The following is a 13,542-nucleotide window of genomic DNA, read 5'->3' as shown; positions in this document are numbered from 1 at the left end:
GTCACTTCGCGATGCCGACGGGGATGTTCTCCTTCGCCGTCGCCGGCGGCTTGACGCCGAGCAGGTACGCCACCAGCGGGGCGACGGCCAGCGAACTCGTCGGCTCCTTCCGCTCGCCGAGCTTCGGGACGCCGGCCCCGGAGGCGAGGATCGGGACGTGTCGGTCGTACTCGTGCGGCGTGCCGTGGTCCGTCCCCTGCCCCAGCGGCCCGCCGAGCAGCGTGTACGGGGGTAGAATCAGGTACAAGTCCCCGGCCCGGTCCGGGTGGAACGAGATGCGGGTCATGTCGGCGAACGGCTGTTCTTCGGGTTTGAACTGCCCCGCGAGTAACTGCGTCCGCGTGAACACCGTCACCGGCACGGGCCGCTCGCGGAGCCAGTTCGCCGCGGCCGCCTCGACTTCGTCGTAAGTTTTCTCCATCGCCTCGATCGCCCGGCGGTTGAGGTACACCCACGGGTGACAGTCCTTCGCCTTCGCTCCGTTCTCGACCCACTGACCGGGCACGCCGTCCCGCTGGCCGAAGACCTTGTCCAGGTGCTCGTCGAGGCCGTTGAGAACGTCCTTGTTCAGATCGACCCGCCGCGCCTCCGGGTGGTCCATCCGCGCCACCTCCGTGAGCGGGCAAATCCCGTGGTCCGATGTCACGACGACGGCGTACCGGTCCTTGCCGACCGCCTCGTCCAGGTGGGCGAGCATCTCGCCGAGGAGTTTGTCGGACCGCAGCGTCACGTCCAGGACTTCGTGCGAGTCGGGGCCGAAGGCGTGGCCGATGTGGTCGTTCGAGCTGAAGCTCACGCACAGCAGGTCGGTCGTCCCGTTGCGGCCGAGCTTCTCCCCCTCGATGGCGGCCTTCGCGAACTCCCAGAGCAACTCGCCGCCGTAGGGAGAATACTCCAGGGCGTTGAAGTAGGATGACGCGCGGGCGTTCACGTCCGGGATCGCGTGCGGGAAGACGCGGCTGGGGTGGTTGAACGTGCTTTCCTCGGCCACGTCGTCGCGGCCGAGGGTGTTGTAGATGGCCGGCGGCTTCAGCCGGTCCCACGGCTTCCCGCTCCACCGGTGGGCGATCCGGTTGCGGTCGAACGCGTCCACCCACGCCGGCACGGACGCCCGGTAGTAGCTGGACGTGTGGAACTCGCCGACGGCCGAGTCGAAGCAGTAGACGCCGTTCGGTTCCTTCCCGCCCATCAGCACGGCCGCCCGGTCCTTCAGCGATAGGCTGAACACGCGGCCACCCTTCGACTGCTCCTTCAGGGCATCGCCGACCGTCGGGGCGAGCACCCGCACCGGGGCGAGGGCCGGCCACCGCTCCCGCGCCGCCGCGGTCGAGGAAGGGACGCGGTCGTACCCCTCCTCGGTGGTGGCGGAGTACACCACCTTCCCGCGGGCGCGGTCGAACCAGCGGTTCTCGATGATGCCGTGGACGGCCGGCGGCGCGCCGGTGGCAAGCGAGGCGTGCCCCGGCCCGGTGGACGACGCGGCGTAGGGGAGGTGGGCGTTCGAGTACCAGACGCCGTCGCGTTTCAGCTTCTCGAAGCCGTCGCCACCGAAGTGTTGCTTCCACCGGTCGAGGTAGTCGCCGCGCATCTGGTCGAAGACGACGAGGACGACGAGCTTCCCGCCGTCGGTTCGCGGCTCGTCGGCCGTGCCGGCCGGCGACGGCGAGGGCGTCGGCTTGAGGATGAACCACGCGACCCCGCCGATGAGGCACAACGCCGGGGAGAGCAAAACGACGAACCGCAACGACCGGGCGACCGACATGACAAATCCTCGACAAGTAGGTCGGCCGAGCCGAGGCCGACCACCTCCCTCGCACGGGGAACTATATGCCACACCAACGGCGAGCGTCGGGGCGTAAGCCCGACGTGTCTCGTGCCGGGCAGTGGCAGAATACCATGCAGGTAGAACCCTGAGCGGAAGCGACGGGGTGTGGGAGCAGGTCTCACACCCCGTCGCTTCCGCTCAGGGTTCTACAAACAGTGGCCTCCGGCCGCCGGATTCGGAGACACGTCGCACGCACGCCGCGACGCTCGCCGTTGCGACAGATCACTGCCCGTCGTTCGGCAGCAGCTCCCACTTCTCGCCGAAGAACCCGGCCCGCACGACCTTGCCGGGGAACCGCGAGTTCGGCGGCGTCGTCACGTCGATGACCGCGTAGTCCGGCAGCATCGGGACCTGCCGGGCGTTGTTCAGGTAGGCGTACTCGCGGTACGTAAACCCGCTGTTCAGCACCACGTACTTCTTCGGGTTGAGCGGGTTCGGGTAGATGAGCAGCTGCACCGTCGTGTCGCCGAACTCCTTGATCGGCAGCTTGTCGATGATCTTCGCGAGCAGCTTGTTGCTCTTCGGGTCGCCCCAGAGGACGAGGTTGTGATTCCGGATGTCGTCCTCGGTAACATCCGTGTCCGCCTTCACGCGGGCGTCGCCGCGGAACTGTTGCCGCCAGTGCGCGACGGCGTGCTTCATCTCCGCGTCCGCCCACTTGCCAATCGCGTCGCTCATCGGCGTGCCGGTCGGCTTCACCATGACGAACGAGTCCATGAACGCGTCGTCGATGGGGCCTTGCAGCCCAGGAACTTTACGGAGTTCAGACGTGGGCTTTTCCTGGAGAGTCCACTTGCCGTCTACCTTGCGGTAGTGGGCCGGGGTGGGCATCGTCAGTTCCGTACCGTCGATCGTGACCTTGTTCGGCCCGCCGATCATGGGTTGCGGTATACTCAGCGTCAAACCGGTCACGCCCTTCGTGGTCACGGTGGTCATCCCCGGACCCTGGAAGCCGTCTACGCTCGCCTTCTCCCAGTGGCGCTCCAACCCCGTGACCGTCACCCACCCGCAACGGTTGTACCGCAGCGTGTAGGTCACGAACTTCAACTCCGTCCGGTCGGCGTCCGCGACCTTGCCCCGGCCGACCGGCTCGTCGATCCGGACGTTGACCTGCTCCTTCGCGGCCTTCTCGTAGCTGTGCCCGGTTTTCGGCCCGATGACGTGCGTCAGTTCCAGGCCGACCTTCTTCATCTCGCGGGCCATCAAGTCGGCGGCCTGCTTCTGCTTGTCGATCTCGCCGCTGTACGCGACGGTCGGGATGTTGAAGACGTTCTGGGCATACTCCGTCGCGTCGTACATCCGCCACAGCTTCTTCTCGTACCACGTGGGCTTCACGACCTCGTTCTGGAAGTCGTTGAGGAACTCCCGCGTCTCGGCGAACCCGGCCCCCGGCGCGGCAGCGCAGAACAGCGTCGGGTAGTGGACTGCGTACTGCCAGCACGCCGCCCCGCCCATGCTGAACCCGCGGGCGACGATCCGCGACTCGTCGATCCGGTAGTGCTTTTTGAGGAAGTCGAGGATTTCGAGCGAGTCAATTTCGCCGGCGAACTTGTTCGCGTTGCTGAACCGGCCGAACGGGTGGGCGACGATCGCGCCGGGCGGCGTGAACTGGCCGGGGTTCTTCTCGCGGTCGGCGATGAACGACAACTCGAGGACGTTCTCGAACCGGCCGTGCCACCAGAAATCGAGCCGGTGCTTGTTCTGCCCGGCGAAGTCGTACTCCTTCGGGATGACCAGGCCGAACGGCTGGGCGCTGCCGTCGATCTTCGACCGGTAGCCGCGGACGACCGTGCCGGTCGCGGTGGTCCAGCTCGGCTTGCCGTCCTTCAGCTCCTTCGCGCGCTGCATCCCGGTCTTGAGGTGTGCCCTGGCCGTCTTCACGTCGTCCCGCGTGACCTTCTTCGTCTTCGGGTCGGTCACGACGTACAGTTCGTCGAAGTCGAGTCCATACCGGACGGCCGTGTGGTAAATCTCCACGTCCGGCAGCAGCTCGTGGGTCTTGAGGGCCGCCAGTTCCTTGCCGAGCGCGTCTAGCCCGGCCCGGAGTTCGGCCTTGTCTTCCGGCGAAATGTCGGACCCCTTCGGCGGGATCGGTCGGACGTTGTCGGGGATGTTGTCCTTCGGCCCGTCGGCACGAACGTTGCCGAGCACCAGAAGCGGAACGAGGAGTGCGAGCGCGCGACGTGACATGACGAACTCCGGGGTGGGATGCGAGTTGTTATAGAAGGCGCTTCTATATAGCCGCCGGCTTGCCGGCGGGGTTTTTGAAACCCGCAAACCCCGCCGGCAAGCCGGCGGCTATATAAAGTGGTCCCGCGTCGCTAAACAGTCCGTTTCCCTTGCCTTACTGTTGTTCACCGCCTACCGTGTTCCGGGGGCTTCGCCGCCCCTCGGCCCAACCGTGAGCAACACCTGTGGACCTTTCCGATGCCTGCTACGTGTGTCGTCGGCCTGCAATGGGGCGACGAGGCGAAGGGTAAGATCGTTGACATCCTGAGCGACAAGCACGACTTCGTCGTCCGGTACAACGGCGGCGCGAACGCCGGGCACACCGTCGTCTGGGGCGACCGCAAGTTCGCCCTGTCGCTGCTCCCCACCGGCGTCCTCAAGCCGCACGTCAAGTCGGTCATCGGCAACGGCGTCGTCGTCTACCCGCCGCGGTTCATCGAGGAGGTCGAGAAGCTCCGCGCCGGCGGCGTCGCCGTCGGCGACAACCTCGTCGTCAGCGACCACGCCCACGTCATCTTCCCGTACCACATGGAGGAGGAACGGCTCGCCGAGGCGGAGGGGGAGAACAAGATCGGCACGACCGGCCGCGGCATCGGCCCGTGCTACCAGGACAAGGTCGGCCGAAGGTTTGGCATCCGCGTCGGCGACCTGCTCCACCCGAACTACCTACAGGAACGGCTGAATTACATCGTCCCGTTCAAGAACCGCATCCTCAAGGCGTTCGCGAACGGCCACCCGGACGGGGCGAAGCTTTTCGACGCGCCGAAGCTGACCGACGAATACCTCGGCTACGCCGAGCGGCTGCGGCCGCACGTCTGCGACACGTCGCGGCTCCTGCACGACGCCCTCGCCGCAGGGAAGAACATCCTCTTCGAGGCGGCGCAGGGCAGCCTCCTGGACGTGGACCACGGGACGTTCCCCTACGTGACGAGTTCGAGCAGCCTACCGTCCGGCATCTGGCCGGGCAGCGGCGTGCCGTCGCGGAACGTCGGCCGGATCATCGGCATCGTGAAGGCGTACACCACCCGCGTCGGCCGCGGGCCGTTCCCGACGGAGCTGGACGACGGGCCGGACGGCATCGGCAGCCGCATCCGCACCGTCGGCCGCGAGTTCGGGACCGTCACCGGCCGCCCCCGCCGCGTCGGCTGGCTGGACACCGTGGCCGTGCGGTACACCGCCGCCTTGGCCGGCGTGGACGAGATCACGATCATGCTGCTCGACGTGCTGAGCGGGCTGAAGGAACTGAAGATTTGCGACGCCTACGAGATCGACGGCCGCCGGATCGACCACTTCCCGAGCGACTCGTTCCAGTTGGAGAAGTGCAAGCCGGTGCTGGAGACGGTCCCCGGCTGGACGGAGGACATCACGCGGGCAAGGAAGCTGTCCGACCTGCCCGCCGCCGCCCGCCGGTACGTGGACCGCGTCGGCGAGCTGGTCGGGAAGAAGGTGTCGTTCATTTCGGTTGGTCCCGACCGCGACCAGACGATCGTCACATAGTAGTAGGCACACTCCGTGTGCCGTCTGCTTCCTATGTCGAAGACCTGGAGCCGAAAGCAGGCGCTTCCCCATTGAAGACAGCCTTCGCTGGCGGGAAGCAAACGGCACACGGAGTGTGCCTACTACTTTCCGTAAACTTCCCCCATGCCGTTCACCCCCGCCGAAGCCGCCGCCTACACCCGCTCCGTCGGCCTCGACCCGGAGCGGCTGCCGCGGCACATCGCCATCATCATGGACGGCAACGGCCGGTGGGCCGTCGAGCGCGGCGAGCCGCGGTTCGCCGGGCACGTCCGCGGAACCCAGGTCGTCCGCGACATCGTGGACGAAGCCTGCCACCTCGGCCTCGGCCAGCTCACGCTCTACTGCTTCAGCGTCGAGAACTGGAAGCGGCCGCCCGCCGAGGTCGCGATGCTCATGGCGCTCCTGAAGGAGTACCTCCTCAGCGAGCGGGAGCGGATCGTCCGCGAGAACATCCGGTTCACGATCATCGGCCGCCGCGACGGGATCAGCGACGACGTGCAGGCCGAGATGGACACGAACATCGCGCTCAGCCGCCGCAACACCGGGCTGACGCTCTGCCTCGCCATTAACTACGGCGGCCGGACGGAACTCGTGGACGCGGTGCGGGCCATCGCCGGCCGCGTGAAGCGCGGCGACCTGCCGCCGGACGCCATCGACGAGGCGACGATTTCCGACTCGCTCTACACGGCCGGGATGCCGGACCCGGACCTGCTGATTCGGACCGCCGGGGAGATGCGGATCAGCAACTACCTGCTGTGGCAAATCTCCTACGCGGAGCTGTGGGTGACGCCGAAGTGCTGGCCGGACTTCGACGCGGGAACGCTGCACGCGGCGCTGCGGGACTTCGCGAACCGCGAGCGGCGGTTCGGCGGGCTGGACGCCGTGAAGGGAGCCGTCTGACCCGATGCTCCGCACGCGAATCGTGGTCGGCACGCTGCTCACGGCCGGGGCCGCCGGCATCCTCTTCGGCGACGCCTACTTCCTACCGCACGCCCCGTTCCTGCTCGCGGCCGTGCTGTTCCTCGGCTGGTCCGGCACGCGGGAACTCTGGCGGATGCTCCCGGCGAAGGACCGCCCGCCCGCGGAAGTCGTCGGCTGGTTCGTGCCACTGATCCTGGCGTCGAACTGGGTGTTCGTGATCGTCAACGATCCGCTCGACCCGACTTTCGCGACGGCATGGCATCCGGTCTTCGGCACGTTCGTCGTCGCAGTCGTGGTCGCGTTCCTGTACGAAATCCTGAACTATTCCAACGACGGCAACTCGTCGAAGCGGGTCGCGTTCGCCGTGCTGCTGTTCGTGTACGTAGGGCTGTTTCCGAGCTTCATCGTGCAGATGCGGTGGCTGCCGAAGGAGCTGGCCGGCCCCGCCATCGCCGCGACGATCTTCGTTCCGAAAGTTGGGGACATCTTCGCGCTGCTGACCGGCATGGCGTTCGGCCGCCACAAGTTCACGCCGACGCTCTCGCCGAAGAAGACGTGGGAGGGCTTCCTCGGCGGCATGGCCGCGGCCGTCGGCACGGCCGTTGCGTTCCGCTACCTCGTGCCCGCACTGTTCCAGGACGACGTGAAGCGGGCCGTCGCGTTCGGGCTGCTCGTCGGGCTGGCCGGCGTGTTCGGCGACCTGGCGGAGTCGATGTTCAAGCGGGACTGCCAGATCAAGGATGCGTCGCAGAGTATTCCGGGCTTTGGCGGCGTGCTGGACGTGATAGACTCCATCCTGTTCGCCGCGCCCGTGGCGTACTTCTTGCTGAAACTCTAGGGCCGCCACCGACCAGGCGAACGGCACGGCGTCAGCGTGCCGGTGAAGACCGAGATACCACCGGCACGCTGACGCCGTGCCGTTCGCCAAATTCGGCGAGAACCTTTTCCCCGGCCGTCTGTCTACCACGAACAGAAGACACAACATGGCGGATCCGATGCCTGCGAGCCGTTCCCTGACTCTCGACAGCCGCGAAGAGGCGGTCATCCTGTTCGGCACGCGGGACCAGTTCCTGCGGATGATCCGGGACGCGCTCGGCGTCCGCATCGTCGCCCGCGGGGACGTGATCCAGATCGACGGCAGCGCCGAAGGCACGGAACAGGCCGAGCGCGCGTTCCAGCAGCTGCGGCTCGTCCTCCGCAAGTCCGGCAAGCTGACGGCCGAGGACGTGCGGACGATCCTCGAAGTCATCCGCGGCAACGACGTCCGCGGCGGCACGACGAGCCTCGCCGTCACGGACACCGGCAAGTACATGCGGCCCCGCACCGACGGCCAGGGCCGGTACGTACAGGCGATGAAGTCGCACGACGTGGTCCTGTGCGTCGGCCCGGCCGGGACGGGGAAGACGTACCTCGCCGTCGGCTGGGCGGTCAGCCTGTTGCGGTCCGGGGCGGTGAAGAAGATCGTCCTCGTCCGCCCGGCCGTGGAGGCCGGCGAGCGGCTCGGCTTCCTGCCCGGCGACCTGGTGCAGAAGATCAACCCGTACCTGCGGCCGCTGTTCGACTCCTTGAACGACATCATGGAGCCGGACGCGGTGCGGCGGTACATGGACAACGACATCATCGAGATCGTCCCGCTGGCGTACATGCGGGGCCGGACGATTAACGGGGCGTGCATCATCCTGGACGAGGGCCAGAACGCGACGACGGCGCAGATGAAGATGTTCCTGACGCGGATGGGGCACAACTCGAAGGTCGTCGTCACCGGCGACATGACGCAGGTGGACTTGCCGCGGACGATCAAGAGCGGCCTCGCCGACGCGGTCCACCGGCTCCGCGACGTGGAGGGGGTGTCGGTCGTGCATCTCGACGAGGGCGACATCGTGCGGAACCCGATCGTCGCGAAGATCGTCGCCGCTTACGACGACGAATCGCCGCGGCCGCGTAAGCCGCCGGCGCGGTAACTCGCCCTGGGACCGCGGGCGTCCCGCCCGCCCACCTTCTCGGCCTCCGGGATCAGTTTTGACGGGCTGGGGCCGTGGCGGGCGGGACGCCCGCGGTCCCAGGGTTGCTACTAGCACACCCCGCGCATTCGCCATAACCCCCACACGGCCGCCGCCCACGACGGAGGCTGTGGCATTGCCCTTCCCCGTAATTCTGCGATGCTGTACGGGTCGCATGAGCTACTCCCTCACCACCATCTGGCACGAGCGGAACCGGTTCCTCCCGGCCGTCCTCGCGGTCGCGTTCTCGGCCGTCCTCATCGCCGTGCAGGGCGGCCTCGTCATCGGCCTGCTCGCCATGATGTCGCTGCCCATCGACAAGTCGAACGCCACCGTCTGGGTCGGCTATCCGAACGTCCGCAGCGTGGACCTCGGCCGGCCGATCCCGGAGCGGTGGATCACCCGCGTCCTCGAACAGCCGGAGGTCGAGCGGGCCGAACTCGCGATGATCGGCTTCTCCCTCTGGACCCGCGTGGCGACGGCGCAGAACCCGGCCACCCCGGAGGTTTGCACCATCGTCGGCTCGTCCCTCGAACCCGACTCGCTCGCGGCCGTCGAGGGGTTACGGGAAGTCCCCGGCCTGCTCGCGAAGCTGCACGAGCCCTTCACGGTCGCCGTGGATGAGTCGGAACTCGGCCGGCTCAACATCAAGGGCGTCGGCGACGACGCGGACATCCTCGGCGTGCGCGTGAAGGTCGTTGGCCTCGTCAGCGGGTACAAGAGCCTCGGCGGACCCTACGTGTTCTGCTCGAACCCGAACGCCCGCGTGCTGCTGAAATACTTCCCCGGCGAGGCAACCTACGTGGTCGCGAAGTGCAAGTCGCTCGAAGACTCGCAACGGGTCGTGAGGCGGCTCGAAGGGTACTCGCAGATCACCGGGTTCACCGCGGAAGACTTCTCGTGGCGGTCGCGGATGCACTGGCTGACGACGACGAAGGCCGGTATCGCCGTCGGGTTCACGGCCCTCCTCGGCCTCCTCGTCGGCGCGGTCGTGACGAGCCAAACGCTCTACGCCGCGACCGCCGCGTCCCTCCGCGAATATTCCACGCTCCGCGCGATGGGCATCCCCCGCTGGCGGTTGCAACTGTCCGTCATGGAGCAATCGTTCTGGGTCGGCCTCTTCGGCATCCTCGTGGCCGCCCCCATCACGGTTTTGCTCGTCGAGGGGGCGAACTACATGGGCACGCAGGTGCTGATGCACCCGGTCGTGATCGGCGTCGCGATCCTCATCACGATGGCGATGGCGCTCGCGTCCGGCCTCGCCGCGCTGCGGTCGTTCCAGGGCGTGGACCCGGCCCACAACATCCGCTGAGGGAACCACTCATGGCGACCGAATCCCGCTTCCCCGGCCTGTTCGTCTGGCTCGGCGTCATCCTCCTTATCGCGTCGATCGGCTTCCCGGCGTGGTACTACACCCGGCCCACGCCGCAGCCCACGGACACCGGGCCGTCGCTCGCCGAACTGGATGTCGTCTGCACCGGCCGCGTGGACATCGACGGCACGACGATCTCGCTCAGCCCGTCCCAGCCGGGCCGCGTGGTCGCGCTGTTCGTGAAGGAAACGGCCGTCGTCAAGAAAGGCGACCCGATCCTGAAAATCGACGACGCCGTGTACCTCGGCGCGGTCCGCGAGGCGAAGGCCGCGGTCAAGGCGGTGGACGCCGAGATCGAGGCCGCGACGTTCCGCGTGAAGCAGCACCCGGACAAGATCACGCTTCAGGAAAAGAAGGTCGAGGCCGCGCTCGCCGAGGTCGCGTCCGCGGAGAAGCAGCTGGAGCAACTGACGGAGAAGTCGAAGCTCACTGGCAACGTGACGAAGGCCGACGTGGACACGTTCGCGGCGAAGCTCAAGAGCGGGAAGATTCTCGCCGACGCGGAGAAGCTACAGCTCGAACAGCTCAAGAAGATCGACCCGAACCTAGAACTGAAGGCGTTGACCGCGAAGAAGGAAACCGCCGACGCCGCCGTCGAGCGCGCCGAGAAGGCCGTGGCGGAGTGCCTCCTCAAGGCCCCGTCGGACGGGACGATTCTCCGGTTGCAAGTCGCGGTCGGCGCGACAATCGCCCCGACTTCGCCGATCCCGATGATCCTGTTCGCGCCGAGCAGTCAGATGATCGTCCGCGCCGAGGTCGAACAGTCCGGGTTAGGCCGTGTGAAAGAAGGAATGAAAGCGGCCATCAAGGACGACGCCCGGTCCGACTCGCCGACGTGGACCGGCAAGGTCCGGTCGATCGCCGGATGGGTGGCGCAGAAGCGGTCCATCCTGCTCGAACCGGGCGAGCTGAACGACGTGCGGACGACCGAAGTGATTATCGAACTCGACCCGTCGAAGGAGCCGCTCCGCATCGGCCAGCGGATGATCGTCCGCATCACGAAGTAGCAGCTTGTTTCTTCCGTTCGGCGATCTCGTCCTTGAACAGCTCGCGGACCTTCTTCTTCGCGAAGATGTCGAACACCCACGGGAAGAACCGCGTCATGAAGACGAGCATCTTCCCCTGGAACGTCAGCGTCACCTCACTCTTGCCCTTCCGCAGCGCGTCGAGCGTGGCGTCGGCCACTTCCTCCGAGGTCATGCCCCGCTTGTGATCGAGCGACACTTTCGCCTTAGCTTCGAGCATGTTCTTCGAGAAGTTCGTCTGCGTCAGGCCGGGGTTCACGACCACCACGTCGATGCCGTCCTTCGCGAGTTCGGCGCGCAGCGCCTCGCTGAACCCGGCGAGCGCGAACTTGCTGCTGGAATAGAGCGAGCGGGCCGGGTACGCCCGCCGCGCGACGACGGACGAGATGTTCACGATGGCCGGCGTCTTCCCTTGCTTGAGCAGGGGGATGCACAGCCGCGTGAGTTCGCACAGGGCGAAGTAGTTCGTCTCGAAGATGTCGCGGAGGACCTGCGGGTCCGAGTCCATGAAGTGCCCGGTCGCGCCGATCCCGGCGTTGTTGATGAGCACGTCCAGCCCGCCGAAATGTTGCTGGGCCGCGGCCACCATCGCCTGTCGGTCGGCCGGCTTCGTGATGTCGCCGGCCGCCGTTTCGAGCGCCCCGCCGGCGTCGCGAACGTCCTTCGCAAGCTCCGCGAGCATTTCGACAGAGCGGGCCGAGGCGACAACCTTGCACCCGCGCTTCGCCGCGGCGACGGCGATCGCCCGGCCGATGCCCTGGGATGCGCCTGTCACGAGAACACGGAGTCCGGCCAAGTCGCGTCGCGCCATCGGGGAGCCTCTGGGGTCTGTTGTGTTTTTTACGGGAACGGCTAAGACGGCACTACGGTTTCCGACCGCCGGGCCGTGCGAAACCCGGCGGGTCGCGCCGGTCGTTCCGTGTTTAGCAGGTGGACCGCCGACATGCCGGACCTGGTGTTTTCGAGGGCGAACGTCGTCTTCCCGGACCGCGTGGAAGAAGTCGCTTCCGTGGTCGTCGAGAACGGGCGGATCCTCGGCCTGGAATCGCGGGACGTGTCGGCGAAGGCCGTCGTGCCGCTCGCCGGCGCGTACCTCTGCCCCGGCTTCGTGGACCTGCACGTCCACGGCGGCGGCGGGGCCGACTTCATGGACCTGACGCCGGAGGCGTTCCGCACGACCTGCCGTACGCACGCGAGGCACGGCACGACCGCGCTGACCCCGACGAGCACGGTGAGCGACGAGGCCGACTATGCGAAGTTCCTCGCGCTGTGCCAATTCTTTCACCGCGAATCGACGGGCGGGGCGCGGGTGGTCGGCGGCCACCTGTACGGGCCGTACTTCCTGCCGACCGCGAAGGGCTGCCACCCGAACGCCGCGTTCCTGACGCCGCAGGCCGGACGGGTGGAACAGTACGCCGCGTTCGACGATTCGTTCCCGCTGACCGTGACGATCGCGCCGGAGCTGCCGAACGCCGAGGTGATGACCCGCGCCTGTATCGAGTGTCGAGTCCGCGTGAACATCGGCCACAGCTACGCGACGATGGACCAGGTGTCCGCGGCCGTGGCGTGGGGCGCGCGGCACGTCGATCACCTGTTCTGCGCCATGTCCGACCGCGCCCGGCTGCGGCAGCAACAGACGTTCCCCATGCGGGCCGGCGTCCTCGAAGCCACGCTCTACTACGACGAGCTGACGACGGAAGTGATTGCCGACGGCAAGCACCTCGACGACGCGCTGTTGCGGCTCGCGTACAAGGTGAAGGGGCCGGATCGCCTCGCCCTCGTCACCGACGCGATGCGGGCCGTGGACCTGCCGGACGGCGAGTATTGGTTCGGCCCCGAAGGCCGCGGTGAGAAAGTCCGCCGACTGAGCGACGTGGGCGTGACGATGGAGGGCACGGCCCTCGCGTCCGGCGTTATGGGGATGGACCACTGCGTCCGCACGATGGCCCGGATCGCACCGCTGCACGAGGCCGTCCGCATGGCGAGCCTGACCCCAGCCCGGATCATCGGCCTCGACCGCGAGCTGGGCAGCGTCGAGCACGGCAAGCGGGCCGACTTCCTCGTGATGAACCAGGAGTTGGAAGTGAAGCAGGTCTACGTCGGCGGGGAGCGGCTCGTCTGATTCCTCATGGAACTCGCCACCTTCGAGCAACTTCTGACCCCGCGCGGCGAATCGGCGCTCGCGGCCGCGCGGGAACTGGAACCGACCGACAAGACGTTCCTCGCGGCTTACGAGAAGTTGCGGAAGCGGTTCCCGCCGGAGCTGGCGAAGGCGGCCGTCGAGACGATCATCCTGCGGGCGAAGGCGGCGGCGAAGTTCCCGGACGCGGGGCGAATGTTCTTCACCCGCGAGGCGCTGGAACAGGCGTCGTCGTGGCCGGTCGCGTCGTATCGGTCGAAGCGGTTCCGTGAATTCGTTACGGTCGGCGACTTCTGTTGCGGCATCGGTGCGGACGCGACGGCGCTCGCGGCCGACGGGCGAACCGTCGTCGCCATCGAGCACGACCCACTGCGGGCGAGGGTGGCCGAGGCCAATCTTTCTTGTTCCCTCTCCCCTTGGGGGGGAGGGCTAGGGAGGGGGGTGAGCGCGTCCCCGGCCGGTGAGGATCGCGTCCGCGGAAGGGAGGTGGGGGGGGGGGGGGGGGGGGGGGG

At 67.3% G+C, this 13,542-nt stretch carries 11 protein-coding genes; 8 read left to right on the top strand and 3 right to left on the bottom strand.

Annotation, left to right across the window (positions count from 1 at the left end):
- Position 1 precedes the first annotated feature (1 nt).
- On the bottom strand, positions 2-1,762 hold the full coding sequence (locus tag AC5JJ2_RS10490) for an alkaline phosphatase family protein (RefSeq protein WP_495857934.1): 1,761 nt from the start codon (positions 1,760-1,762) through the stop codon (positions 2-4).
- Between the two features lie 285 nt (positions 1,763-2,047).
- Positions 2,048-4,015 carry a prolyl oligopeptidase family serine peptidase gene (locus AC5JJ2_RS10485; protein ID WP_495857933.1) on the bottom strand — a complete coding sequence of 656 codons (1,968 nt, stop codon included), beginning with the start codon at positions 4,013-4,015 and terminating at the stop codon, positions 2,048-2,050.
- Between the two features lie 237 nt (positions 4,016-4,252).
- Between AC5JJ2_RS10485 and AC5JJ2_RS10480 the strand changes: the two genes are divergently transcribed.
- The 6 genes from AC5JJ2_RS10480 (at position 4,253) to AC5JJ2_RS10455 (ending at position 10,872) form a co-directional block, all read left to right on the top strand.
- A complete protein-coding gene (locus AC5JJ2_RS10480; RefSeq protein ID WP_495857932.1) occupies positions 4,253-5,551 on the top strand; it encodes an adenylosuccinate synthase in 1,299 nt (432 codons plus the stop codon).
- A gap of 144 nt (positions 5,552-5,695) precedes the next feature.
- On the top strand, positions 5,696-6,472 hold the full coding sequence (gene uppS, locus AC5JJ2_RS10475; RefSeq protein ID WP_495857931.1) for an undecaprenyl pyrophosphate synthase: 777 nt from the start codon (positions 5,696-5,698) through the stop codon (positions 6,470-6,472).
- A gap of 4 nt (positions 6,473-6,476) precedes the next feature.
- Positions 6,477-7,331, top strand: coding sequence for a phosphatidate cytidylyltransferase (locus AC5JJ2_RS10470; protein WP_495857930.1), 855 nt, complete (start codon positions 6,477-6,479; stop codon positions 7,329-7,331).
- Between the two features lie 157 nt (positions 7,332-7,488).
- Positions 7,489-8,454 (top strand): PhoH family protein, encoded by a 966-nt coding sequence (locus tag AC5JJ2_RS10465; RefSeq protein WP_495857929.1) that lies wholly within the window; start codon positions 7,489-7,491, stop codon positions 8,452-8,454.
- 214 nt (positions 8,455-8,668) lie between these two features.
- Positions 8,669-9,805, top strand: coding sequence for an ABC transporter permease (locus AC5JJ2_RS10460; RefSeq protein ID WP_495857928.1), 1,137 nt, complete (start codon positions 8,669-8,671; stop codon positions 9,803-9,805).
- An 11-nt stretch (positions 9,806-9,816) separates the two neighbouring features.
- Positions 9,817-10,872 (top strand): HlyD family secretion protein, encoded by a 1,056-nt coding sequence (locus AC5JJ2_RS10455; RefSeq protein ID WP_495857927.1) that lies wholly within the window; start codon positions 9,817-9,819, stop codon positions 10,870-10,872.
- On the opposite strand, the gene AC5JJ2_RS10450 is transcribed toward AC5JJ2_RS10455, so the two are convergent.
- Complete coding sequence (locus tag AC5JJ2_RS10450) at positions 10,862-11,665, bottom strand: SDR family NAD(P)-dependent oxidoreductase (RefSeq protein ID WP_495857926.1); 804 nt, start codon at positions 11,663-11,665, stop codon at positions 10,862-10,864. The genes AC5JJ2_RS10455 and AC5JJ2_RS10450 overlap by 11 nt on opposite strands.
- Before the next feature lie 168 nt (positions 11,666-11,833).
- Between AC5JJ2_RS10450 and AC5JJ2_RS10445 the strand changes: the two genes are divergently transcribed.
- Both AC5JJ2_RS10445 and AC5JJ2_RS10440 read left to right on the top strand, forming a co-directional pair.
- Complete coding sequence (locus AC5JJ2_RS10445) at positions 11,834-13,012, top strand: N-acetylglucosamine-6-phosphate deacetylase (protein ID WP_495857925.1); 1,179 nt, start codon at positions 11,834-11,836, stop codon at positions 13,010-13,012.
- 6 nt (positions 13,013-13,018) lie between these two features.
- Positions 13,019-13,542: DUF8688 domain-containing protein (locus AC5JJ2_RS10440; protein ID WP_495857924.1), on the top strand; the 524-nt coding region annotated here is incomplete at its 3' end.

This window comes from Limnoglobus sp., from assembly GCF_059499385.1.
Note: the sequence above shows the minus strand (reverse complement) of the source record. Positions and strands in the feature narration are given on the sequence as shown.

Excerpts from the sequence above, each read along its gene's own strand:
- AC5JJ2_RS10490 (WP_495857934.1), bottom strand. The coding sequence starts at position 1,762 with ATGTCGGTCGCCCGGTCGTTGCGGTTCGTCGTTTTGCTCTCCCCGGCG.
- AC5JJ2_RS10485 (WP_495857933.1), bottom strand. The coding sequence starts at position 4,015 with ATGTCACGTCGCGCGCTCGCACTCCTCGTTCCGCTTCTGGTGCTCGGC.
- AC5JJ2_RS10480 (WP_495857932.1), top strand. The coding sequence starts at position 4,253 with ATGCCTGCTACGTGTGTCGTCGGCCTGCAATGGGGCGACGAGGCGAAG.
- uppS (WP_495857931.1), top strand. The coding sequence starts at position 5,696 with ATGCCGTTCACCCCCGCCGAAGCCGCCGCCTACACCCGCTCCGTCGGC.
- AC5JJ2_RS10470 (WP_495857930.1), top strand. The coding sequence starts at position 6,477 with ATGCTCCGCACGCGAATCGTGGTCGGCACGCTGCTCACGGCCGGGGCC.
- AC5JJ2_RS10465 (WP_495857929.1), top strand. The coding sequence starts at position 7,489 with ATGCCTGCGAGCCGTTCCCTGACTCTCGACAGCCGCGAAGAGGCGGTC.
- AC5JJ2_RS10460 (WP_495857928.1), top strand. The coding sequence starts at position 8,669 with ATGAGCTACTCCCTCACCACCATCTGGCACGAGCGGAACCGGTTCCTC.
- AC5JJ2_RS10455 (WP_495857927.1), top strand. The coding sequence starts at position 9,817 with ATGGCGACCGAATCCCGCTTCCCCGGCCTGTTCGTCTGGCTCGGCGTC.
- AC5JJ2_RS10445 (WP_495857925.1), top strand. The coding sequence starts at position 11,834 with ATGCCGGACCTGGTGTTTTCGAGGGCGAACGTCGTCTTCCCGGACCGC.